This window comes from Kitasatospora sp. NPDC085464 (assembly GCF_044541955.1).
GTDB lineage: Bacteria > Actinomycetota > Actinomycetes > Streptomycetales > Streptomycetaceae > Kitasatospora.
This window is the reverse complement of the sequence record NZ_JBITTM010000032.1, coordinates 1-24,444: the sequence shown is the minus strand read 5'-3', so window position 1 is coordinate 24,444 and position 24,444 is coordinate 1. Positions and strand designations below refer to the sequence as shown.

The 24,444-nt window shown below is 69.8% G+C and carries 22 protein-coding genes; all 22 read left to right on the top strand.

What is annotated here, in order from left to right; translation table 11 throughout:
• Positions 1-36 precede the first annotated feature (36 nt).
• Positions 37-1,614: a phage terminase large subunit gene (terL, locus tag ACIGG8_RS26875; RefSeq protein WP_396551383.1), complete on the top strand. Its 1,578-nt coding sequence runs from the start codon at positions 37-39 to the stop codon at positions 1,612-1,614.
• Entirely contained in the window at positions 1,550-4,207 is a 2,658-nt protein-coding gene (locus ACIGG8_RS26870; protein WP_396551382.1) for a phage head morphogenesis protein, read from the top strand. The genes terL and ACIGG8_RS26870 overlap by 65 nt, the downstream gene beginning before the upstream one ends.
• A gap of 50 nt (positions 4,208-4,257) precedes the next feature.
• Complete coding sequence (locus tag ACIGG8_RS26865) at positions 4,258-5,529, top strand: hypothetical protein (protein WP_396551381.1); 1,272 nt, start codon at positions 4,258-4,260, stop codon at positions 5,527-5,529.
• Between the two features lie 51 nt (positions 5,530-5,580).
• Positions 5,581-7,305 carry a hypothetical protein gene (locus ACIGG8_RS26860; RefSeq protein WP_396551380.1) on the top strand — a complete coding sequence of 575 codons (1,725 nt, stop codon included), beginning with the start codon at positions 5,581-5,583 and terminating at the stop codon, positions 7,303-7,305.
• A gap of 72 nt (positions 7,306-7,377) precedes the next feature.
• Positions 7,378-7,656 (top strand): hypothetical protein, encoded by a 279-nt coding sequence (locus tag ACIGG8_RS26855; protein WP_396551379.1) that lies wholly within the window; start codon positions 7,378-7,380, stop codon positions 7,654-7,656.
• Entirely contained in the window at positions 7,653-7,910 is a 258-nt protein-coding gene (locus ACIGG8_RS26850; protein WP_396551378.1) for a hypothetical protein, read from the top strand. The genes ACIGG8_RS26855 and ACIGG8_RS26850 overlap by 4 nt, the downstream gene beginning before the upstream one ends.
• A gap of 19 nt (positions 7,911-7,929) precedes the next feature.
• Complete coding sequence (locus ACIGG8_RS26845) at positions 7,930-8,811, top strand: hypothetical protein (protein ID WP_396551377.1); 882 nt, start codon at positions 7,930-7,932, stop codon at positions 8,809-8,811.
• Entirely contained in the window at positions 8,811-9,341 is a 531-nt protein-coding gene (locus ACIGG8_RS26840) for a hypothetical protein (protein ID WP_396551376.1), read from the top strand. The genes ACIGG8_RS26845 and ACIGG8_RS26840 overlap by 1 nt, the downstream gene beginning before the upstream one ends.
• A gap of 47 nt (positions 9,342-9,388) precedes the next feature.
• Positions 9,389-9,754: a hypothetical protein gene (locus ACIGG8_RS26835; RefSeq protein ID WP_396551375.1), complete on the top strand. Its 366-nt coding sequence runs from the start codon at positions 9,389-9,391 to the stop codon at positions 9,752-9,754.
• A gap of 3 nt (positions 9,755-9,757) precedes the next feature.
• The gene (locus ACIGG8_RS26830) at positions 9,758-11,002 is read left to right on the top strand and encodes a hypothetical protein (RefSeq protein ID WP_396551374.1); all 1,245 of its coding nucleotides are present in this window, start codon (positions 9,758-9,760) and stop codon (positions 11,000-11,002) included.
• Between the two features lie 41 nt (positions 11,003-11,043).
• A complete protein-coding gene (locus ACIGG8_RS26825; protein WP_396551373.1) occupies positions 11,044-11,424 on the top strand; it encodes a hypothetical protein in 381 nt (126 codons plus the stop codon).
• Between the two features lie 110 nt (positions 11,425-11,534).
• A complete protein-coding gene (locus ACIGG8_RS26820) occupies positions 11,535-11,657 on the top strand; it encodes a hypothetical protein (RefSeq protein ID WP_396551372.1) in 123 nt (40 codons plus the stop codon).
• Between the two features lie 14 nt (positions 11,658-11,671).
• Positions 11,672-12,130, top strand: coding sequence for a hypothetical protein (locus ACIGG8_RS26815; RefSeq protein WP_396551371.1), 459 nt, complete (start codon positions 11,672-11,674; stop codon positions 12,128-12,130).
• 26 nt (positions 12,131-12,156) lie between these two features.
• Positions 12,157-15,318: a phage tail tape measure protein gene (locus ACIGG8_RS26810; RefSeq protein ID WP_396551370.1), complete on the top strand. Its 3,162-nt coding sequence runs from the start codon at positions 12,157-12,159 to the stop codon at positions 15,316-15,318.
• A gap of 21 nt (positions 15,319-15,339) precedes the next feature.
• On the top strand, positions 15,340-18,777 hold the full coding sequence (locus tag ACIGG8_RS26805) for a hypothetical protein (protein ID WP_396551369.1): 3,438 nt from the start codon (positions 15,340-15,342) through the stop codon (positions 18,775-18,777).
• Positions 18,778-18,869: 92 nt separating this feature from the next.
• A complete protein-coding gene (locus ACIGG8_RS26800; protein ID WP_396551368.1) occupies positions 18,870-19,391 on the top strand; it encodes a hypothetical protein in 522 nt (173 codons plus the stop codon).
• A 388-nt stretch (positions 19,392-19,779) separates the two neighbouring features.
• Positions 19,780-20,316, top strand: a complete 537-nt coding sequence (locus tag ACIGG8_RS26795; protein WP_396551367.1) for a hypothetical protein — start codon at positions 19,780-19,782, stop codon at positions 20,314-20,316.
• A 598-nt stretch (positions 20,317-20,914) separates the two neighbouring features.
• The gene (locus ACIGG8_RS26790; protein WP_396551366.1) at positions 20,915-21,253 is read left to right on the top strand and encodes a hypothetical protein; all 339 of its coding nucleotides are present in this window, start codon (positions 20,915-20,917) and stop codon (positions 21,251-21,253) included.
• A complete protein-coding gene (locus ACIGG8_RS26785) occupies positions 21,253-22,980 on the top strand; it encodes a peptidoglycan-binding protein (RefSeq protein WP_396551365.1) in 1,728 nt (575 codons plus the stop codon). The genes ACIGG8_RS26790 and ACIGG8_RS26785 overlap by 1 nt, the downstream gene beginning before the upstream one ends.
• A 79-nt stretch (positions 22,981-23,059) precedes the next feature.
• Positions 23,060-23,239 carry a hypothetical protein gene (locus ACIGG8_RS26780; protein ID WP_396551364.1) on the top strand — a complete coding sequence of 60 codons (180 nt, stop codon included), beginning with the start codon at positions 23,060-23,062 and terminating at the stop codon, positions 23,237-23,239.
• A complete protein-coding gene (locus ACIGG8_RS26775; RefSeq protein ID WP_396551363.1) occupies positions 23,236-23,976 on the top strand; it encodes a CHAP domain-containing protein in 741 nt (246 codons plus the stop codon). The genes ACIGG8_RS26780 and ACIGG8_RS26775 overlap by 4 nt, the downstream gene beginning before the upstream one ends.
• 21 nt (positions 23,977-23,997) lie before the next feature.
• Positions 23,998-24,309, top strand: a complete 312-nt coding sequence (locus ACIGG8_RS26770) for a hypothetical protein (protein WP_396551362.1) — start codon at positions 23,998-24,000, stop codon at positions 24,307-24,309.
• Positions 24,310-24,444 lie beyond the last annotated feature (135 nt).

Sequence of the window (24,444 nt, the reverse complement as noted above, 5' to 3'; positions counted from 1 at the left end):
CAGCCTGCTCACCCGTCGGGAAGGGGGAGGTGAAGCGTGGTCGATTTCGCCGACGCCCTGGCCCTGGCCGCCTCCCGCCTGGAGGGCCTGTCACAGGCCACCGACCGGTTCCCCACCCCGCACGACCTGGCGAAGGCCCTCGACCCGCGCGTGGTCGCCACGCCCGCCCTGGAACTGCTCGACCGCAACCTCATGGACGTCGCGGCTGGCAAGACCCGGCGGCTCATCTGGACGATGCCCCCGCAGGAAGGCAAGAGCCAGCGCGTCAGCCGCACCTTCCCCGCGTGGCTCCTCGCCCGCAATCCCGACCTGCGCATCGCAATCGCCAGCTACGAGTTCGGCACCGCCCGCCGGTGGGGCCGCGCCATCCGCAACGACATCTCCGCCAATACGGACCTGTTCGGGCTGCGCGTGCGCCACGACACCGGAGCAGCCCACGAGTGGCAGCTCGAGGACCATGCTGGCGGTGTCTATTCCGTCGGCATCGCCGGTGCCCTGACCGGCCGCCCTGTTGACGTGCTCATCATTGACGACCCGATCAAGGGCCGCGCCGAGGCCGAGTCGCTGGTGCAGCGGGAGAAGGTCTGGGACTTCTGGGTCGACACCGCACGCACCCGTTTCGGTCCCGAAACCGCCGTGATCGTCGTCCTCACCAGGTGGCACGAGGACGATCTCGCGGGCCGCCTCCTGGCAGCGGACAAGACCATCGGGGAGTGGACCTACGTCAACATCCCGGCGCAGGCCGAAGCCGCTGACGACCCGCTCGGCCGGAAGCCCGGCGAGTACCTGGTCTCAGCTCGTGGCCGCGGCGTCGCTGACTGGGAGTCCACCAAGCGGGACGTCGGCGCCCGCACCTGGACCTCGCTCTACCAGGGGCGCCCCGCGCCGGCCGAGGGCGGGCTGTTCCGCCGCGACCACTGGCGCTGGTACCAGGCTCCGAAGGCGGACCAACGCGCCGACGGGTCGTACTGGATCCCGAACGCCACCGAGGTCATCCAGTCCTGGGACATGACCTTCAAGGACTCCAGGACCGGGGACTTCGTCGTCGGACAGGTCTGGGCGAAGATCAACGGCCAGGTCTACCTCATGGACCAGATCTGCGACCGCCTCGACTTCCCCGCCACCTGCCGCGCCGTCACCGCCCTGTCCAAGCGCTGGCCGCAGGCCCACGCGAAGTTGGTCGAAGACCGGGCGAACGGGCCTGCCGTCATCTCGCAACTGCGCTCCACCGTGCCCGGGCTGATCCCGGTCACCCCGAAGGAGTCCAAGTTCGCGCGCGCCTCCTCCGTCGCGCCGTTCGTGGAGAGCGGAGTCGTCTGGCTTCCCGCGCCCGAGATCGCCCCGTGGATCGGCTCCTTCCTCGAAGAGACCGCCGGCTTCCCGAACGCCTCGCACGACGACCAGGTCGACGCGATGACCCAGGCCCTGCACCGGCTCCTCGCCGGATCGAACAGCGCCGACCGCGCCCTGGGCTGGCTCGACTCCTACACCTCGATACCCCGACCCGCACCGGGAACCCCCCTGGACTACCTCGATGGGAGGGCACCGCATGGCCCGATGGCCCTTCCCCCGCAAGAAGACCCCGACCCCGGCGACCGAGCCGACGGGCAGTAGCGCCCCCGCCCTGGAGAAGTCCACGCAGGCGTCGGCCGTCCACACCTTCTCGTCGGAGCAGGTCGCAGCGCTCCTCGCCTCCACCCAGCTCGGCGCCGGCACCACGGGTTCGTTCAACCCGTTGCCGCGTATCGAGCCCATGGTCGCCTTCGGCCCCGGCATGCCGCTGCTGCCGACCGCGTTCGACCCGGTCAACCCCGACACCGGCCGCACCCCGCCGCGCTTCTCCGAGTACCCGGTCAGCGTCAACCTTCCCGGCATCACCGACCGCCTGGTGCCGTGGAAGGTGCTGCGCGACTCCGCCGAGGTCGGTCTGCCTCGCCGGTGCATCGAGATCCGCAAGTCCCACGTGGTCTCACTGGACTGGGCGATCGTCATCTCCAAGGACGCGATCGCCCACGCCCAGGCCGCGAACCCGTCCGCCCCCCGCGCGGAGATCGAAGCCGATCTGCGACGCGCTCTCGGACCCGAGATCGCCCGGTGCACCGCGTTCTGGTCCCGGCCGGACCCCGGCCAGGACGAAGAGTGGCCCGACTGGATCGCCAAGCTACTCGAGGAACATCTGGTCCTCGACGCGATCGCGATCTACCCGCGCCGCACCCGAGGCGGGGACCTGTACGCCATGGAGATCGTGGACGGCTCCACGATCAAGGTCCTGCGGGACCACCGCGGTGGCAAGCCGCTACCGCCGAACCCGGCCTACCAGCAGCTGCTGTGGGGATTCCCCCGCGGGGAGTACACCGCGGACACCGACGACGACAAGAACATCCTGAACCCGTACAACGACGACACCCTGATCTACAAGCGGCGCAACGTCCGCTCGTTCACCCCGTACGGGTTCTCCGCAGTCGAGCAGTGCCTGACCGACCTCGACGTGTGGCTGCAGCGTCGCAACTGGATCCGCTCGGAGTACACCGACGGCACCGTCCCGACCGGATTCCTCAAGATGTCCTCGGACGCCGTCGGCTGGACCCCGGCCCAGGTCCGTGAGTACGAGACCGCGATCAACGACATGTGGTCCGGCCAGCACGCCGACCGGCACCGCATGCGAATGCTGCCGCCCGGCATCGACCTCGCCACCAACAGCGACGTCGCCGAGAGGTACAAGCCCGAGTACGACCTGTTCCTCATCCGGCTGCTCAGCTCGCACTTCGGCGTCACGCTGCCCGAGCTGAACTTCACCGAACCCGGAGGCCTCGGCAGCACCGGCTACCACGAGGGCCAGGCCGAAGTGCAGGAACGTTCCTCCACTCTGCCTGACTACCGATGGCTGCAGAAGCTGATCACCAGCATCTCCCACCGGCACCTGCGCATGGCTCCACAGCTCGAGTTCCGCATCCTCGGCCTCGAGGACGAAGACGACGCCGCAGCCGACGCCGTCGCACAGGAACGCGTGCAGTGGGGCCGCACCACCCTCAACGAGGACCGGGACCTGCGCGGCTTGCCCCGCTACCCCTTCCCCGAGGCTGACATGCCGATGCTCATGACACAGCGCGGCGTCGTGTTCCTCGAAGGCGCTGCCCGGCTCGCACCGGCCGGTGAGACCGTGGGCCCCGTTCAGGCCCCGCCCGCCACCGACGCCGACGGCAACGGTGTCATCGACCGGTTCGAGGACCCCGACGCGCTCGCCGGGGACGATGGCAGCGCTCAGGAAGACGGCGCCCGAGGCCAGGCGGTGAAGACCGAACTGGCCGCCTACCGTCGCTGGGCCCGCCGCAACCCGCGCCCCAGCCGGCCGTTCACCTTCAGCACCGTCACCAAGGCCGACGCCCCCGACCTGCAGGGCGCACCGGTCGTGTTCGCGGACGGCGGTGAACCGGACCCAAAAGCCGGTAGCCCGGCTGTCTGGCCGGGCTGGGGCCGCGACACCACCACCGCCGCCGCGTGGGCACCGCGCATCACGCAGGCCTTGGCCGGCGCACTCGACTGGGATGCCCTCGCAGCGGCCTGGATCACCCACACCCACCTGGCCAAGACCGACGACTGGGACCTGGCCCAGGCCAGCGGCTGGCTCACCGGCCAGGGGATCGACCTGAACCCGGTCATCACCGACCTCGTCCTCGGCCTGCGCACCGAGGGCTGGGCGATCGGCAGCGCCGCGGCCACAGCCGCCGTCGCAGGCGAAAGCACAGCCACCTTCAACTGGACGCCCGGTGATGAGGCCGCGGCCACCCGCACCTTGACCGCGACCAGCCGACACGACCTGGCGGCCCACCAGGCGCAGGCCGCCAGTCAGGCCCGCGAGATCGCAACGAGCCGACTGCGCCGCATCGCCCAGGCCCTGGCCGGGACGAAGAACACGGGCACCACCGCCAGCCAGCTCGCCGACGAGCTTCGCACCGCGACCGCCGACGCCCCGTGGGCCCGCGCGCTCGCCCTCACCGAGCTGCTGCACGGCCAGTCCGCTGCCACCACCAGCATCTACCAAGGCGCAGGCGTCAGCAACGTCCAGTGGACCTGCGAAGACGAACCGTGCACCGCGTGCCTGGACAACGAGGACGCCGGCTCGCTCCAGCTCGGCCAGGCCTTCCCCTCCGGCGTCACGGCCCCGCCGCTGCACCCCAGCTGCCGCTGCAGCCTCCTCCCCGCCTGACGCGGGGCTACCCACCACCGCCTCAGCCCCCAACCAGAAGGAGGGGACCCTTGAACGTTTCCTACGCCTGGTCGCCGATCACCAAGTCCGAGAAGCAGCCCGACGGCACGCTCCTCGTCTACGGCCCGGCCGCCACCAGTGCCCTCGACCGCGACAAGCAGCGCCTGGACCAGGACTGGCTCGACCGGGCCATGCCCGCCTGGATGTCCGAGGGCGGCAACGTCCGTGAGCAGCACGACAGCAAGCGCGCCGTCGGCGTCGGCGTCGGCCTCAGCAAGGGCGACGACGGCAAGCACCACCTCGCCGCCCGCATCGTGGACCCCGTCGCCGTCGCCAAGGTCGAGACCGGTGTCCTGAAGGGCTTCAGCGTCGGGATCAAGAACCCGCGCGTCGAGTTCGGGCACCCCGACGCACCGAACGGCCTCGTCACCGACGGAGAGATCATCGAAGTCTCCGTCGTGGACCGCCCGGCCAACCCCGAGTGCGGCATCCAGGTCGCCAAGGCCGACGACACCGGAACGCTCGCGGCCGTGCCCGACGCGGCGCTGGTCGAGACCCCGGCGACCCCGGCCTCGGAGCCTGCCGCTGCCCCCGAGCCGCAGCCTGCGGCCGGCACCGGCACCGCCCCGGCACCCGCAACCACCGCAGCCGCCGACCCCGAGACGGTGCTGCGCGCCGCCGAGGTCATCGTCCAGGCCCGCGCCCTCATCAAGGCCGACACCGCCGCCCCGGCGGCCGCCGACGGTGAGGACGAGAGCAGCGACATCAACGGCGCCCAGCAGGCCATCGCCATCATCGCCGCGCTGATCATCAGCGAGGCCGAGTCCCTGGCGATGGGCAACCTCAGCGAGGCCTGCGACATCGCTACCCTCCTCGACGCCGTGAGCGCCCTGAAGTGGTTCTCCGCCCGCGAGGAGGCCGAGCAGGCCGGCACCGCCATGGAGTTCTCCGACACCGCAGACCTGCACAAGAACGACACCGCCACCCCCGAACCGCAGATCACGAAGGCTGACATCGCCGAGCTGGTGAAGTCCGCCGTTGCAGAGGCCACGACCGCATCCGAAGAGCGCATGAAGTCGCTGGAAGCGGACCTGGTGAAGGCCAACGGCGAGCTGGAGACCCTCAAGGCCCAGCCTCTGCCCGGCGGGCCCGCGCTGACGCGCACCGCCGCCCAGGAGGACAGCGCCCGCAGCGCCGACGCGCAGCGGCTCATCGCCGAAGCCAACGCCTACCTGGCCAAGGCCGACGCGGTGTCCGACCGCGACCTCAAGGACGGCTACCGGCAGAAGGCCAACGCGCTGCTGGACCGCGCCAACGCCTGACCTCCACCCCACCGACCTTCCCTTCCCCCTGCCTCCCGATAGGAGTCAACTGTGGCTCTGCCCACCGCAGACGTACTGTTCGGCGAGTCGCCGGACGCCCCCCGCCTGGCCAAGACCGACCTGGCGGACCGCTTCGACAACCTGATGAAGGCCGTCGACGCGATGCCGACCCGGCACCTCGACCTCGCCGCCATGAACCAGGCCTTCAGCCAGGGCCGCGGCATCGACTTCACGCCGCAGCCGACCACCGTGCACGGCGCCCTGGTGAAGACCCTGGAGTCGCCGGAGATCGCCAAGTCGCTGTCCCCGGACCAGCTGAGCTCCCTCACCGCCGCGCTGGGCCAGCTCAAGTCCCAGGCCCCGGACATGGTGAAGGACATCACCAACTCCAGCCCGATCGCCTCCGGCCTGGTCGCCTTCGACCTGGAAAGCCCGGCCAAGATGCTGGCTCCGCGCCCGACCCCGCTGCGCAACCGCATCCCGCGCAAGAAGGGCGTCGGCCTGTCCCACCGCTTCAAGGTGATCAGCGGTTACACCGGTACCGGAACCGGCGGCGTCGCCACCATCCACCCCGGTATCTCGGACGCGACCCAGACGAACTTCGCCCCGCAGGGTTCCGGGAACCCGCTGTACTACGCGCGCGGCCCGAAGATCAGCTACGCGGGTTACGACGTCGTCGTGCCGTACGCCCAGTTCTCGGTGTCGGACCAGGTCACCTGGTCCGCGCAGTACCAGGGCCAGGGGTACCAGGACATCCGTCAGCTGTCCCGCACCAGCCTGCTGTACGCCTCGATGCTCCTCGAGGAGCGCATGTTCCTGATGGGCAGGGGGACCAGCGCGAACAACTTCCTCGGCGCGGTCGCGGCCCCGGGCAACGTCACCGTCACCGCCCGCGCGGCCGCCGCCGGTGAGACCCCGATCAGCGGTAGCGCCGGCAACGTCTACGTCAAGGTGACCAGCGACGCCGGTGACTTCGGCCAGTCCGTGCTGTCCGGCATGGTGTCCGTCGCGGTCTCCGCCGGCCAGGTCGTGGACGTCACCTGCAACCTGCCCGCCGGAGCACTCGGCCAGCGCGTCTACGTCGCGACCGCCGCCTCGGCCGACCCGGGTGACGCCGCCCGCTTCTACGCGGGCCGCTCGGGCTACAGCACCTTCACCATCCAGGGCGCTCTGCCGAACAGCGGTGCTGTCGCCGCCTCGGTCGTCGCGGACACCACCGCGTACACCAACGGGTACGACGGCATCCTGCCGATCTGCACTGGCCCGCAGTCGGGCTACACCCGGCAGCTCAACGCCCCCCTGAGCACCAGCAACCCGGGTGGTGAGTTCCAGACCGCGTTCGCCGCGCTCTACCAGTCGGTCAAGGCCGACCCGGACCGCGTGCTCTTCAACGGCTCGGACCGCAAGCAGCTGTCCGACAGCCTGAAGTCGGCGTCCAGCTCGAACTACCGGCTGACGCTCACCCAGGACGAGGTGTCCGGCGTGACCCTGGGCGACGTGGTCAACACGATCATCAACGAGGTCACCGGCAAGGGCGTCACCGTCGAGGTCCACCCGTGGATGCCGCAGGGCAACACCGCGATCCTCTCCGACACCCTGCCCATGCCCGACACCGACGTCTCCGACGTGTGGGCCGCCTGGAACGTGCAGGACCTGATGGGCGTGGACTGGCCCGTCACCCAGTTCGCCTACGAGTCCAGCTCGTACTGGCTGGGCACCATGGTCTGCTACGCGCCCGGCTGGAACGGCGCCATCACCGGCATCAAGGCCGCGTAACACCAGTCCCCACCTCGGGAAGGCCCGCAGCCAGGCGGCTGCGGGCCTTCCGTGTTCCCGAAAGGAGGAAGCATGGCCCGGCTCTGCCTGCCTGACAGTGCCGTGCGCGGCGTCGACATCAAGGGCGCCCGACTCGGCTTCACCACCAGCTACACCCCCGGGCGTGACGGCACCGTGACCGTCGACAACCCCGCCCATGAGAAGGCCCTGCGCCAGCTCGGCGCCTTCGCCGCCAACCTCGGTGGCACCGTGCGGCACAGCAGCGGCTACCGCTGCGACAAGTGCGGCCACGGCTCGTACTTCGCCCGCTGCGGCAAGTGCGGCACGACCTGCAAGCGGGAGGACCAGTGACCGACACCACCGAGCCGCTGAGCCCCGACACCACGGCCGCACCCGCCCAGCAGCCCCCGGCCGCCGACAGCAAGGCGGCACCCGCCCGCGCCGGCGGCCGCAAGCCCCAGAAGGGCCCCAGCACGCCGGTCGTGGACCTCGAAGTCGCCTTCAAGGACGAGCCCGAGCCGCCCATCTGCGAAGTCTGCATGCCCAGGGGCTGGCCCGACGGAGCGATCGCCATGGGCTGCGAACACGGCCACTGGACGCGCTGACCCGGAGGGAGGAGGCCCCGTGCTCGCTCTCCCGTACGTGACCGCGGCCGCGTTCCGCGCCCATCCGACGTTCCTGGACACCTACAACCTGCGCTCCGGGAACTCCTCCTTGGCCGCGCAGGACGCCGAGCTGACGAACGTCCTGCTCATGTCGAGCCAGTGGGCTGACAACTACTGCCGTCAGCCGCTCGCCGTGCACCTGGCCACCCAGCAGCACACCGCGCGTTACGACCGCTCCGGGAACCTGCGTATCCGCGCCGACCACACCCCGGTCCTGTCGGTCCAGAGCATCGCCTACGGCCACAACCCGACCGCGCTGACCGTCGTCAACCAGCCCGCCTACTGGGACGACAGCGGGAACCTCGTGTTCCCGCCCAACGTCGGCCCGTGGAGCGGCGCGCTGTCCTTCACCAGCCCCCTGCTGGGCGGCTCGGTCTTCGCCCGCCTGGCCTACTTCGCCGGGCACGTCGCCACCGTGCTGGCCGCACCGCAGAGCGCCGGCGACCAGAGCGTCAGCGTGCCGGACATCACCGGCCTGCAGCCCGGCCAGAGTTACCGGCTGTGGGAACCCGGCGCCGAGGAGACCATCACCGTCTCCACCGCCTGGAGCCCGCCGGTCCCCACCGGGCAGCCGATGCCCGGCACCGTGCCGCTCGCGTCCCCGCTGCTGTTCGCCCACACCGCCGGGATGGGCCTCTCTGGGCTGCCATCCGACGTCCACCTGGCTGTCATCAACTACGCCACCGCGTCGCTGATGCGTCCGGACACCGCAGCCGAGGACGCGTTCCCCGACACGGGCTTGTCCGCCGGGATCCGGCAGCGCGACTCCCGCAAGGACGGATCCGGTCTGGTCGCCGAGGCCCAGCGCCTGCTCGCCCCCTACCGGCGGGTGGTGCCCTGATGAGCATTCAGAGCGTCATCAACGGCATCGGCACGTTCCTGGGCGGACCCTACGATCCGGCAACCCGGACCTACCGCAGCTCACCGGTGCGCGGCGTCGGAGTGGTGCGGCGCGCCTTCGCCCGGGCCGACGACCACGCCGACTACTACCGCGGCATGCCGCCCGGCACCCGCACCGGCTGCCAGATCGTCATCACCATCCCGGACCAGTCCGAGTACCGCGAGACGGTCGGCCCGGAAGGCGTGGGTCTGCTGCGGGTCCTCTACACGGTCGAGCTGAACGTCTTCGTCCGCTCCGAGTGCGAGTACGCCGAGGACGCCCAGGACGACGTCTACGCCCTGCGCGACGCCCTTCTCACCCGGCTGCGCTCCGACCACACCCTCGGTGGCTGCGTGTTCCAGGCCGGCGAAGCCGTCGCCGGAGGCAGCGGCGCGATCAGCGTCCGCTACGGCCAGCCCAGCTCGAAGGCGCAGCTGACCAAGCAGTACATGCAGATCAAGTTCACGGCCGTCGAGCTCACCGCCGTCTGACCTGCGCCCTCCACTTCTCCCCTTCTCCGTGCAGGAGCAGCCCACCCATGCCCACAGCCAAGTCGGCTGCGGCGCAGGACGACAGCGCGCAGACCGCACCGGCCGCCGCGCCCGCGTCTGCAGCCGAGCCAGCGACCAAAGCGACCGAAGCCCCCTCCCAGGCCAACGGCCCGGCCGCCTACCAGTACACGGGCGCAGTCGAGCTGGTCTACGTCGCCGTACCGCTCACCGCCCGCCCCGCGCTCCCGGCCCGGCCCTCCACCGACGACGACCCCGGCGCGCCCGCCACGCCGGCGACGGTCTTCGCCTGGCCCGACGGCCCGCCGGACGACGGCCGCTGGACGCCCACCGCCGAGCCGCCCAACCAGAACCCCGACAACGAGCCCCAGCCGGGCGCGAGCAGCAAGGAGTAGCCCATGGCCGTCACCGCGTTCGCGCCGGCACGTCAATTCCTGGGAATCGCCGCGGAGACCAACCCCGGCCAGCCCGTCGCGATGACCAACACCCTGACCGTGGCTCAGATCAAGCCGTCCGACAAGGTGACGTACCTCGAGGACAAGGCGCTGCGCGGCGTCATGTCGACCGAGTTCAACGAGATCCTCGGCGTCGGCAAGGCCGAGCTGGACATCAACAGCCCGGCGTTCGCCGACCAGCTGCCGTGGTGGTGCCGCAACATCCTGGGCGACGTCAGCGTCACCGGCACCCCAACCGGCACCGGCGCGACCACCCTCAGCGTCGCCGCGGCCGCCGGCGCGACCTCCTTCACCACGCAGGCCACCATCCCGGCCGGCACCCTGGTGCAGATCGGCACCGGCGCGAAGGCGGAGATCGTCACCACCGGCACCCCGACCGGCTCCGCCCCGAACTTCGTCATCCCCGTCACAGTGCCCGCCTCCGGCGGCCTGGTCTACGCCCACAGCGTCGGCGATGCCGTCACCCCCGTCACCGGCCCGTACACCTACGCGTACAGCCTGCTCAACAGCGGCACCGGACAGCCGCCGTCCCACACTGTCACGCACTACCTCGGCCCGGGCAGCACCGGCGCCCGCCAGTACCCCGGCTTCGCGGCCTCCGAGCTGGCGCTGAAGTTCGCCGTCGAGAGCGCGCTGCTGGAGTACACCGTCAAGGGCACCTCGTGGCCGTCCGTGCCCGCCGCCGTCGCCCCGCAGGCCGCGCCCGGTACGACCATCCCGCTGCCGTCGTGGAGCACCACGATCGGCATCGGCGGGAGCGTCGCCGGATCCCCGGTTGCCACGGTCTCCGAAGGCGAGATCACCCTCAAGCGCGAGCTGGGGGTCATCTACACCGCGACCGGCGTCCGCGTGCCGTACGTGATCCAGCGCGGCGGACTCACCGTCGAAGGCAAGTTCACGTTCTCGGCGGTCGCCGACGAGAGCCCCCTGCTGTACATGCTCACCAACAGCCAGCCCCAGGTGCAGATCATCCACAGCAACGGGCTGACCGGCGTGAACATGCTCAAGATCCAGATCGACATGCAGCAGTGCGCGTTCACCGTCGCCGACCCGGACGCCGGTAAGACCGCAGTCGGCTACTCGACCACCTTCAAGCCTCTGCTGAACACGGCGAACGCCGGAGGCAGCGGCGGCTACTCCCAGATCAAGATCTCGATCACCTGCAACGTCCCGCCCGGCAGCTTCTGATCCCGGCGCACCCCTCCCACCTCTTCGAAGGAGCCCCCCGCATGTCCGAGCAGCACCCCCTCGCCTCGCCCGACTCCTGGGTCGTCCTGCGGGACCCCAAGGAGCTCAAGGCCGGCGCGAAGAAGCGCATCCTGCGCTCCGTCCAGGACAGCGCCTCCAACATCTCCATGGGCCTGGACGTGGCCGACGGCCTGATGGCCCTCCTGGTCGAGAACTGGCAGCTCCCGCGTCCCCTCCCGCTGCCGTCCGTGTCCCCGGACTCGCTGGACCTGATGGAGATCGAGGACTACGACAAGCTCGCCGAGCTCATCCGCCCGGCGCAGCAGCTCCTCTTCCCGGGCAACCCCGACCCGACCGACGCGAAGGACCAGGCCGCGCAGGAAGCCGACCCCGCTTCCCCTACCGCGCCTACCGTCGCCTAGTAGCGGCCCTCGACCGTAGGCCCATCCCCGGCGAGCACCCCGCCACCCCGCTCGACGAGGCCGCATTCCCCTACGGCTGGTTCGCCCAGGTCCATCACTGGCCCCCGTCCGTGGTCGACGACCAGCCGTGGTGGCTGATCGAACAGCTCCCGGTCATCGCCCGCGCGTACGCCGAAGTCGAAGAGGCCCGCAACGAACGCGCCCGGGCCGAGGCGGAAGCCCGGCACCGGTAGCGGGAGGGAGGCCTGTGGGAGTCTCCCTCAGCGGCGGCGACGAGCTGCGCCGTGCGCTGACCGCCATCGGCGTCCGCGCCCAGGCCGCGACGCCGCTCGCCGTCGCCGAAGCAGCCACCCTGTTCGCACACGCCGTCGAACGGCAGCTGACCCGCAGAAGCCACGAGCGGGGGACACCGACGCCGTCCCGGCCCGGCGAACCACCCGCGATGGTCACGCCCAGCACCAGCCGGTCGCTGCACAACTCACTCACCGTCGTCGGCCCCATCGCAGCCGGCCCCGGCGAGTGGCTCGCCGTGACCGGCCCGACAGCCGCGTACGCCCGCATCCAGGAACTCGGTGGCGTCACCGGCCGCGGGCACGCGACGACCCTGCCACCGCGCCCGTACATGCGCGCCGCTTACGACGAGGTCGCCCACGACCCCGCCCTGCGCGGCGCCTTCATCCGAGCCTGGGGCGCGGCACTCACCTGACCCTCCGAGCAATGAGGAGGTGCCAGGTGTCTGACTCCCTCCTGCCTCCAGTCACCGCCGAGTTCCTCGGCAACGTCGCCCCACTGCTGTCCGCCATCGAGGCGGGCGTCGCCGCGTTCGAGGACTTCGGCGCGTCGATCCGGGCGATCGCCGCCCAGGTCGACCTCGTCTTCACCTCGGTGGGCGAGTCGGCCCGGACCATGTCCGGCAGCCTGGCCGAGACCGGCGGCGTCACCGACGCGTCGCTGCAGGGCATAGCCGTCAGTGCCGAGGAGATGGCAGCCGCCGTCCAGGCAAGCTCGCTGAAGGCCTCGACGTCGCTATCGGCCGTCAGCGACTCCGCGCGGGCGACGGCCACCAGCGTTACCGAGAGCAGCACCGTCACCGAAACGTCGCTGCAGTCCATCGGTGCCAGCGCCGAGCGGATGGCCGTGTCGGTGCAGGGCGCGTCGGCAACGACCACCGAGTCCCTCGCCGCCGTCGGTGTCGCCGCCCGTAACAGCGCGACGGCCACCGACGCCGCCACCACCGCGTCCGCTGCCTCGGCTGGCGGCGCGATGACCACCATCAACAACGTCGGCAAGGCCGTCACGGTCGCCGGTCTCGCCGGTGGCGCGGCGAGCGTCAAGATGGCTGCGGACTTCCAGAGCGCCACGATGGTACTCGTCACTGCCGCTGGCGAGCAGGAAGCCAACCTCAACGCCGTCCGAGACGGCATCAAGAACATCGCCGCCGACACCGGTACCAGCTGGCACCAGGTGACCGAAGGCATGTACGAGGCCGAGAAGGCCGGCTACAAGTTCGCCAACGGTGGCCTGGACGTCGTCCGGGCCGCCGCGCAGGGCGCCCGTGAGGAAGGTGCCCCGCTGAACCAAGTCGTGGACGCCATGACCACGACGATGAACGACTACAACATCCCGGCGTCGAAGTCCGTCCAGGTCATGAACGCCCTGAAGACGGGCGCTGGCGAGGCCAAGACCAACTTCGGTCTGTTCGCTTCCTCGCTGTCCACCGTGCTGCCGTCCGCGTACGCCGCGCACGTGTCCTTCGAAGACGTCGTCGGTGACCTCGCGTCGATGACGACGAAGGGTGAGACCGCGCAGCACGCCGCGCAGCTCATGGCCGGCGCGATCCGTTCGCTCCAGTCGCCGAACTCCACGACCTCCGCGACCCTCCAGCAGCTGGGCCTGTCAGCCACGCAGGTCGCGCAGGACATGGGCAGCAAGGGCTTGTCCGGCGTCATGAACGAGATCGTGGAGGCGATCGGGCGGCGCCTCGGTCCGTCCGGGCTCTACGCGGTCGGCGTGTTCAAGCAGTCCGCGTCGGCCGCGCAGGACGCCGCCAAGATGGTCTCGGCCATGCCGCCGGCCCTGCAGAAGCTGGCGGAGGCCTACGAGCACGGCCAGATCTCCCAGAAGGAGTTCAAGCAGCAGGCGAAGGACCTGCCGGGCGCCCTGGCGGCGCAGGCCGAGCAGTTCCAGGCCCTGTGGGACAAGAGCCAGGGCTTCTCCGACCAGGTCAAGGCCGGTAACCCCGAGCTGACCACCTTCTCCGACCTGCTGCGCAAGGCCACCGGTGGTCAGTCCGGTCTTCAGACCGCTCTGATGCTGACCAGCGAGGACGGCAAGAAGACCAAGGAGAGCATCGAGGCCGTCAGCAAGTCGTTCAACGACGGAGGCCATGAGGTCGAGGGCTGGACCGCGACCAACGAGCAGATGACCGTCCAGATGGCCAAGCTCAAGCAGGGCCTCGAAGTCACGGCCATCAGCATCGGCGAGAAGCTGATTCCGCCGATCTCCGCGATCCTCGGGTTCTTCCAACAGAACTCGACCGCGGCCAACGTCCTCGCCGACGTCGTAGCGGGCGGCCTGTCCGCCGCGTTCACCGTCTTCGCCGTGAACAAGATCGCCGGGGTTGCCAAGGGCGTCCAAGGCCTGATCGGCGACATGGCGTCCGGTGCTCGAGCCGCCACCCAGTTCGCGTCCGCTGTGGCGGGCGCTGAGGTCGGCGAGAACGCCGGAGGAGCGGCCCGAGCCGGCGCCGCTGTGCGATCTGGTGCGACCGCAGTCGCCTCCACGGTCTCCAGTGGCACGCAGCGCCTCGCGTCAGGCGTCGCCAGCGGCGGCCAGGCCGCCGCAGCATGGATGGGCACCGCCTCCCGCAACGCTGCGGACCTCGCCGTCAACATCGGGCGGGCTACCGCGGCGGGTGCCGCATCCGCGTGGAGCGGCATGGTCCAGGGCGCAGCCGCCGTCGGCGGGGCGCTGAAGACAGCGGCCGTTGCCGCAGCCGAGTACGCGCTCAGAGCGGGTGAGGTCGCGCTCGCCTCAGCCCGTTCGGCGATCGCGTTCGTCGCGGAGAAGGTCGCGATGGTGGCCTCCACCGTCGCCGAGGGTGCGATGACGGCGGCCCAGTGGTTGCTGAACCTCGCGATGGACGCCAACCCGATCGGGCTCGTCGTCCTCGCCCTGGCGGCCATCGTCGCGGGCCTGATCTACGCCTACAACCACGTCACGTGGTTCCGCGTCGGGGTGCAGGCCGCCCTGAAGCTCGTCGTCGAGGCCTTCGAGTGGCTCGTGTCGGGCGGTGAGCGTGCCATCTCCTACCTGGCGCGGCTGCCCGGCATGGTCGTCAGCTTCTTCTCCGGCGCCGGGTCCTGGCTGGTCAACGCTGGCGAGAACCTGCTGATCGGTCTGTACAACGGCGTGATCTCGCGAGCCTCCTGGCTTGCCTCGAAGCTCATGGGTCTCATCAAGGACATCGTCCCTGGACCGGTCCTGAAGGTCCTCGGGATTCACTCCCCGTCGACGGTTTTCCACGAGATCGGAACGAACGTCGCCGCTGGTCTCGCGAACGGCATCGTCGCCGGTAGCGACCCTGTGTCGGAGGCCGCAACGGGGCTGGCGCAGAACGTCATCACCAGCGCTCGGGGCCTCGCCACGGACGCCGTGCGCGTCACCGCGTCGGTGGCGGCCGCCGCCGGGCGGCCCGCCAGCCCGGTCGCCGTCGGCACCCTGCCGTCGGGCACCTCTGCCTCTGGCGGAGGGCCGGTCACCGTCACCCACAACTGGAACATCACCGTGCAGGGCTCGGCCGTGACGACCAAGCAGTTGGCCGACGACATCGAGACGGAGTGGCTGCGCCGCGGTATGCGCAACTCCACCACTTACCCCGCCTACCGGCGCTGACCCCAGACAGGAGGCGCCGGTATGGCGAAGCTCTCCACGCTCCAGGACCCGTTCACAGGTCCCGGCATCAACACCACCCTGTGGAACGCGAGCACGATCGCGGCCTGCACGCTCGACCCGGTCAACCAACTGGTGCAGGTCGCGGTCGCCACCACCTCGGGCACCTACAACAGCCTGGGCTCGATGCCCTGGGACGCGACCGGATCGAGCGTGTTCGCGGAGATCACCGCCGCCCCGAACGGCAACGGTGGCACCGTCACCAACTTCAAGCTGGCCGCCGACCCGAACAACTCGATCGGTGCGCAGGTCACCTCGGGCGGCGCGTTCTCGCTGCGGCTGCAGACCGCCGGGGCGTGGACCATCACGGCACTGCCCAGCTACAACCCGGACGCGCACCGCTGGTGGAAGCTCTCCGAAGCGAACGGCTCGTTCACCTTCTCCACCAGCTCGGACGGCCGCGCCTGGACGGCTCAGGCCACCGTCGCCCACGCCTTCCCGGTGACCGGGATGCAGTTCTACTTCCAGGCCGGCACGACGGACACCGAGCCGGCAGGGATGGTCGCCACCATCCGCAACATCAACACCGTCAGCGCGCAGCCCAACAACCCGAACTGGCCCACCATGGAGCACGGCTGGGGAGCATCGCTGGGCGCCCAGGGCGGCAACGTCCCTCTGAACAACTACGTCGACGTCTCCAACCTCACCCGTAGCCAGGTCGCCTCCAGCCGCGGCAAGCAGTACGAGCTCGAACAGATCCGCAGCGGCGAGCTGCGCCTGCAGCTCGATAACCAGGACGGCCGGTTCGACCCCCTCAACACCGCCGGGCCGTTCTACGGCCACGTCCACCCTTACCAGCCGTACAGGTTGCGCGCACAGTGGCCGCCGACCAGGAACTTGCTGCGGCAGTCTCAGGCCACCGGTGGCGATGTCGGCGGCTACTCGCTCGGCACGCTCGACACCAGTGACAGCGGCCCGGGAATCTACTCGCGCACCGACAGCGGTGGCGGCGCCTTCGTTGCCTCCACTTCGGCCTGGGCCGGCGGCACCGTCGCCCAGTTCGCGGTGCCGGCCTCGACCGCCGGCTCGACCGCCGTCGCCTACATCCAGCAGCCCAGCTTCGAGCCCGGCGCGACGTACAGCGCGCAGATGCAGGTCCGGAACGTCACGGCGAGCACCACGGTGCCGCTCTACCTGGCGCTGCGCTTCTTCAGCGCGGACGGCAGCACCCTGCTGCAGATGGTTCAGAGCGCGGCGATCACCCTCACCGGAGCCACAGCAGCGCCCTGGACCCGCTTCACCGTCACCGGCACCGCCCCCGCCGGGACCGCCTTCTGCGCCGTCTCGCTCCGCACGAACGCGTCCCCGTCGGCGTCGTGCAACGTCCAGGTCGACGCCTGGCAACTCGAGCGGGCCTCCGCCCCGTCGGCCTGGTGCGCGCCGGGCACCTGGTATCCGATCTACAGCGGCTTCACGGAACGCTGGGACTCCAGCTGGAGCCTGTCGGGCACGTACGGGCAGACCCAGGTGACGGGGGTGGACTCTCTCAGCCTCCTCTCGCAGGTCACCCTCTCCGACCCCTGCTCCGAGGAGATCAAGTCCTACACACCCCGGTTCCTGTACCGGTTGGACGATCCGCAGGGTGCCACCACCTTCGCTGACAGCATGGGCAACTACCGGCCCGCGACGCTCTACATCTCCAAGGACGGGCCCGGCTCCCTCACCACCGGCAACAGCGTGACTGCCAACGACCCGGTGAACGGTGTCTTCGCCGGTTCGGGCGGGACCGTCATGTCGATCAACAACCCGAGCCCCGGGCAGGCGGGCGCCTTCACTGGCTCAGCGCTCTGCCTGTCCGACGCAGGCATCACCGGCCCGGCGAATCCCGCCCTGTTCAGCCGCATCATCGCATTCCGTTACACCGGCCCTGTCCCTCAGAACGCCGCGTTCATCTGGGTCGGCACGGACGGCCAGATGACCAACGGGCAGTTTGTCGGTTCCAAGGTCGCGCTGGTCATCGACTACACCGGCCGCCCGTTCATGCTGATCAGCGGCCCCACCAACGACACCCAAAGCTGTCTGCTGGCAGACCAGAGCGGCAGCGTTCCCAACGTCTGCGACGGCAACTGGCACCTGGCCATCTTCGGCTACAACCAGCAGGACCAGCAGCTCCTCGCCTCCATCGACGGCGGCAACGCCTACCTCGGCAACATCCCGAACGACGCCGCCCCGACCGGCATCGTCTTCGAGAGCGTCGGCGGCTTCGCGAACTGGGTCATCGGCGGCCCCTTCCAAGGGAACTTTCAAGGGGACCTCGCCTTCATCGGCGAGTTCACCCAGTGGTTCGGCCCCGACGACTGCCTGAACTTCTACAACGCGTGGAAGAACGCCTTCGCGGGCGAGTCCAGCGACGCCCGCTACCAGCGGATCCTCCAGTACGCCGGGTACCAGGGCGCACGCAGCATCGACTCGGGCCAGACCCGAAGCCTGTCCGGCGCCAAGTTCTCCGGCCAGGACGCCCTGAGTGCCCTCGAAGACGTGGTCGCGACCGAGAACGGGCAGCACTACATCAACCGGACTGGGGCCATCACCTTCAAGTCCCGCGCTGCGCGGTACAACGCCACCGCTCCTGTGTTCACGTTCGGCGAGAACCAGGTCGGCGGGGAGTGGCCGTACGAGGAAGCCGGCATTGAGCTGGACGCCACGCACATCAGCAACGGCGTCCGGGTCACCCAGCAGTCCAGTCAGCAGGTCTTCAGTGCCCAGGACGCGGCGAGCGTCGCCGCGTACTTCCCCCGCACGATGACGCGCACCAGCTACGCCAGCAGCACCCTGGAGATCCAGGACAGCGCCAACTACTTGCTGTCGCGGTACAAGCAGCCAGCGCCTCGAGTCACCACGCTGGTTCTCCACCCCTCGGCGATGCCCGCGATGTGGCCGGTCTGTCTCTCCCTGGAGCTCGGCATGCGCGTACGCGTGATGCGAAGGCCGCAAGGCGCCCCACCGATCCAGGTGGACTGCTACATCGAGAAGATCGACTGGTCGTTCAACGACCAGACCGACGCCACGGTGAGGCTCCAGTGCAGCCCCGCCGACCTGACCCCGTACGCCGTCTTCGCGGCGTTCCACACCACGCTCGCGTCGCCCGTCGTGGCCGGAGCGACCACGGTCACCATCAAGGCCGGCCAGGACAGCGTCAACCCCGCCCGAGCGCAGCTGGCCGCTGGTCAGCAGCTGGTCCTCGGCCAAGGAACAGCCAACGCTGAGACCGTCACCATCGCGCCTGGCGGTGTCCCGGCTACCACGTCCGGTTGGACGACGTGCGTCCTGACACTCACCTCGGCAGTGACGAAAGCCCACAGCGCGGGCGACGTCGTGTGTGAACCCCTGCCTGGGGGAGTGTCCGACCCGGCCACCTGGGACAAGTCCTCGCAGTTCGATTCGACCGCGTTCGCCTACTAGCCCACCTGCGCGAACCACCGCCACCACCGCCCCGGCTGTCCTTCGGCCGGGGCGTCTGCCTTGCGTAGCGCAGCGAGAGGAGGACCCAGCGCGTGGCGCCTTCCCTTCCAACCCTGGCCTCGCAGGTCCCAGGGAACTTCATCACCAGTGCGTTGTGGAACGCCAGCGTCTACACCCCGCTGTCGTTCCTGCTCAACCGACCTGTCTTCCGCGGTGTCCAGGCAACGGCCCAGTCCATTCCGGCCAATACCGTGACACCGCTGGCGATCGACACGACGATCATCGACACCTACGGCGGCCACTCCAACGCCGTCAACAACTCCCGGTACGTCGTGCAGATGGCCGGCTGGTACCTGGTCATCGGTTCGCTCGGCACGGCAACCAGCAGCAGCGGCGCCCGCCTGGCTCGGCTCCACAAGAACGGCTCGCTCATCCCGGCAAGCCAGTTCGGTATTCCGAATCCCTCCTGGGACATCACCACGGCCCTGCAAACCCTGGCCATCGTCCAGCTCGCGGTCGGCGACTACGTCGAAGTGGCGGGCTACCAGGCCAGCGGGGGCGCCCTGACCACCAACGGAGACTCCGCGCTCACCGTCCTCTGGATCCACGCCTAGGAAACCCCACGTGCTCCTCTTCGACTCTACGAAAAGTGCCCAACCGCAGGCGCATTGCTGGGTCCCCAACTGCACTGCGGCAACCGTCGTTCAGTGGCGCCGCCGCCACGCCGTCGGCTCCGACGACGTACAGGCGGTGTTCGCCTGCACGGCTCACGCGATCAGTCTCGACGGGGCTGCCCACATCCACCAGCCGCAGTGCGTCGCCGATCCGGCCCGCCTCCCGGCCTGCGGCTGCACACCCGAACCGCTGCTTGCTGCGGCTCCGGCTGCGCCCCGGGCTCGGCCGGTCGCCGACCTGCCGGCCGCTTGGGCGGCCTCGATGTCGCGTAGCTGACCGACCGCCTCCCCTTAAACCGGCCTGGCCTATTTCGAGAGGAGGGACGACTTGGGCCTTGCTGTTCCCACTCCAGCATCCGAAGTCCCTGGGAACTTCATTACCAGTGCATTGTGGAATGCCAGCGTCTACTCCCCGCTGACGTTTCTTCTGAACCCGCCTACCTTTGTCGGCTACCAATCCACCAGCCAGTCGCTGAGCAATTCGAGCTGGACGCCGCTGAACATAGACACGGTCGCCAATGACCCTTACGGCGGCCATTCCTCCACCAGCAACACCTCGCGCTACACCTGCCAGCCGGGGGCAGGCGGCTGGTACACGGCATGCGGAGTCTACGCGCCGAACGGCAACGGCAACGGCTTTCGAGCAGTCAAATTGCAGGTCAATGGAACGGCTGTTCTGGGTGCCGCTGCGTACCTCCCCGCAATGGGTCCCGAGATGGGGCTCGTGACACCCGTCAAAGACATCTTCCTCAAGCCCGGAGATTACATCGAGGTGTGCGGCTGGCAGAGCTCCGGCGGGGCACTTGGAACCGCCCTCGACTCAGACCTGCGGACCGGATTGTGGGTGAGGTTCTCCCATGTCTGACCCACCGAAGCTCGCCACGAGCCCAGTGACGTGCAAGCTCTGCGGCGCTCCAGCGCTCGTGCAGTGGCGTCGCCGCCCAACGCCGACGGAACTTACCGCGATGGCCGCCCGAAGCCCGGCATCCGCCACGGCCGACATAACGGTCACCGTCTACGCCTGCGGCCCCCACGCCATCACCATGACCGCCGCGGCGCAGATTCACCAGGCGACGTGCACGGCACCGAACAAATCTCACCTGCCGGGCTGCTCATGCACTCCAGAACCACTGCCCGCTCCAAGGGCCGCCTTCGCCGCCACCACAACCATCACCTTGGCGAGCGGCTGGACAGTCCCGGCCACCAGCTGACCTCCTCGTTCCCCGGGCCGGGCCTGTTGGAGAGCGAACAGTCTGCTACCCGCCGGATGACCAAAGACCCGCCCCCGACCGGTGACCGGTCGGGGGCTTCCTCATTCCTGGAGGCAGATTGACCACCCACCCGCACCGCGAGGCCGCCGCACACCAGCGGGCCACCCACCGCTACGGGGGTGCCGGAGGCGCGCACACCGCCAATCACACCCGACTGGACCGCGCATATGTCGTGCCAGGGCTGATCAGCAGATGAGCAACCTGACCAGCTTCAACGAGCGCCTGGCCGTCCTCGTCACCCGCGGGTTCGGCAGCATGTGGGCGGCCTACGCCCTGACCATGTACGGCCTGCTGCCGCTTCTGCTCCCTGCCGCGCAGGACCGACTTCTGTACTGGTCCAACGTCATCCAACTGGTGGCCCTGCCGCTGCTGATGGTCGGCCAGACCGTGCTCGGCCGCGCCTCAGAGCGCCAGGCCGGAGAGACCCACGACGCGGTCATGGAGGAGCTGTCTCTCCTGCGGCAGGCCCATGACGAGCTCAGGCAGATCGTCACCGCCGCGTCCAAGACACCTGCAGAGGAGGTCCTCTGATGTCCAACGCCCGAGGCTACGACGTCTCCGACTACCAGGATGCGATCCCGGACGACGCCGAGTTCGCCATCATCAAGGCGACCGAAGGCGCCCACACCGACCAGCAGAACTACCAGGCCAAGCTCGCCGACGCGCGCGGCCGCGGCATCCCCATCGGCCACTACCACTTCTTCCACGCCGAAAACGACGTCCAGGGCGAAGTCGACCACTTCTGCTCGGTTGTCGGGGACATCCCGGCCGGCGAGTTCCTGGCACTCGACTTCGAACCGTACGGCCAGGACGTCGACGACACCACGGCCACCGAGCGGAAGAACCAGTGGCTCGCGCAGGTGAAGGCCCGCTACCCGGGCCACCAGGTCGGCCTGTACGCCAACCTGGACTGGTGGCACCGCACCGATGACGAGTGCGGCGACTTCCTGTGGATCGCCGACTACGACTCCCTGCCCGGTGCCCCAGCCGTCGAGCACCCGTGGACGTTCCACCAGAGCGCTGACGTCCCGATCGACACGAACCTGTACAACGGCACGGCCGAGCAGCTGCGTGCCTGGGCCGGCGTGCCCACGCCCACGCCGACAGCTCCCGCTCCGGACCCCGTGCCCCCGTCGGACACGACCCCCACCGAGGCCCCGCCCTCGAGCTCCACTCCGCAGTGGAAGCAGCTCCTGGACCACGTCGCATCCATCCCCGAGCAGATCTACGAGGGCTGGAACCCCGACGGCGGCTACGACAACCACACGCCGTTTGGGACGGAGTACGGGGAGGACGGCGTCTCGTGGTGCGTCGAGTACTGCTGGGATATGTACCACGACACGGGCCTCGACTCGGCCGTGCCGAAGACCGACAACGTCACCGACTTCTCCGACTGGGCCAAGCAGCACGGCCAGTGGTCGCTCTACCCGTCCGTCGGAGCATGGGTCAACCTCGGCGACGGCCAGCACTGCGAGATCGTCACCGGTTGGGATGGCGACACCGTCTACACCAAGGGCGGTAACAGCATCGAGGCTGGCTCCCAGGACGGCGGGCAGGGCAACGGGGTGTGGTCGCACGCGACGCCACGCCGAGCGACCCGCGTCACCGGGTACTTCGCGCCGACGTTCCCGGACCACATCGCCCCGCCCACCGCGGACCCGCAGGACTACCGCGGCGGAGCCGCCGTCGACTCCTTCAACGCCCCCAACTCGCAGCCCACACCTGCTCCCGCCCCGACGCCGACCCCCGCCCGCTACCAGGTCACCATCGCCGGCCTCCCGTACGGCTTCGGCGCCGTCGGCTACCAGGTCACCGCTGTCGGACGAGCCCTGGTCGCTGCCGGGCACGGCGCCCACTACCAGGTTGGTCCCGGTCCGACCTGGAGCGACGCGGACACCCTGAACTACCAGGACTACCAGCGCAGCATCGGGCTGCGCGGCACGGCCCCGCACCAGGACGCCGACGGCGTGCCGGGCCCGGCATCGCTGCGTCGGCTTCTCGGCTACCTCCCCGGAGAGGTGCCGCCGTTCCCCGGCCGGCAGGCCTTCGCCGACGGCCAGTCCAATCAGTACGTGCTGATGCTCGGTGAGCAGCTGGTCCGCAAGGGCTACGGCAGCCACTACCGCATCGGACCGTCCCCGGACTGGACCGAAGCCGACCGGGCCAACGTCGCCGACTTCCAGCGCGCCCAGGGCTGGAACGGCTCGAACGCCGATGGCTTCCCCGGCCCCGAAACCTGGCGTCGGGCCTTCAGCTGACCCGCCCGAAACCCACTCTCCCTTCAGCCCCCGGAGCCACCTCGGTCCGGGGGCTCATTCATGCCCTCAGGAGGCACTCATGGGCGCACCTCGCCCCACCGACCCCGACCCGAGCCAGGCGCAGCAGGCCGCCCTGCTCACCGAGAGCGGCAACGGCCCCACCACCCCCGACGAGGCGGAGCTCCTAGCCGCGAAGTTCGGCCAGCCCAACAGCGCCGGCGTCTACGGCGCTCCCGCCACCGGGGGGAGCGCCGCATGAGCATGGCAACGATGATCTCCCAGGCCGAGAAGAGCCTGGGCCTGAGCGGCCGCCCCAACTACATCACTGAGGACTACGCCTCCAGGAACGGCCAGGAGTTCGCCAACGCGCCGTGGTGCGACGAGGGGATCACCTACTGGGCCCGGCAGAGCGGCGAGTACTCCGCGGTGTGCTTCGACACCGACTACGCCTACACCGTCGCCCACGCTGTCCGCTTCCAGCAGGCCGACCAGTGGCACGACGGTACCGACGACGTCCAGCGCGGCGACATCGTCTTCTTCGATTGGGACGGCGACCTGACCATCGGCAGTATCGATCACATCGGTCTGGTCACCGACACCGACGACAACGGCAACGTCTACACCATCGAGGCCAACACCGGGAACGTCGTCGCCCGCCGGGTACGGACCGCCGCGGTGATCGTCGGCTACGGCCGCCCCCAGTACAGCGACCAGGCCACTACCGCCCCCGCCCCGGCCCCCGTCGGGCCGGCGTGGCCGGGCGAGTATCTGCGCCAGCGGAGCCCCATGCTCCACGACGACACCGTGCGGACGTGGCAGCAGCAGATGGCCAACCGCGGTTGGCGCATCACCGTCGACGGCTGGTACGGCCCCGCCAGCGCGAGCATCTGCCGCCAGTTCCAGCAGGACTCCACGGACAACGGCTGGCCGCTGACCGTCGACGGCATCGTGGGGCCCGCGACCTGGACCGCGTCCTGGAACCGACCTGTCAGCTGACCCCACCATAGGAGGTAGCAAGTGAACCTCGCGACGGCTGCAGCCCAGGCCGACACCTTCGCGATCTGGTGCGGCGCGGTCGCCGCAGTGTGCGCCGTCGCAGGCATCCTGTGGCGGGCGACGCGCGCCCTGCACCACGCCGCGCGTAACGTCGAAGACTTCGTACGGGACTGGGCCGGCAGCGACGAACACCCTGGCGTCATCGACCGGCTCCACGCGATCGAAGACAAGATCAACCGCATCGATCACGAGCTTCACCCCAACTCCGGCGGCAGCCTCCGAGACGCCGTCGACCGGGTCGACAGGCGCACTGAACACCTTGACGGTACGTAGGCGACTGGTGGGGGGGGCCCCCCCCGGGGGGGGCCCCCCCCCACGGTAATTGCCGAAAAGGGGTTGACGAAAAATGGGGCCCCCGCGCGCCGGCCCCAGACGACAAACCGGCAGTGGGAAAGGGGGCGGGGGGGC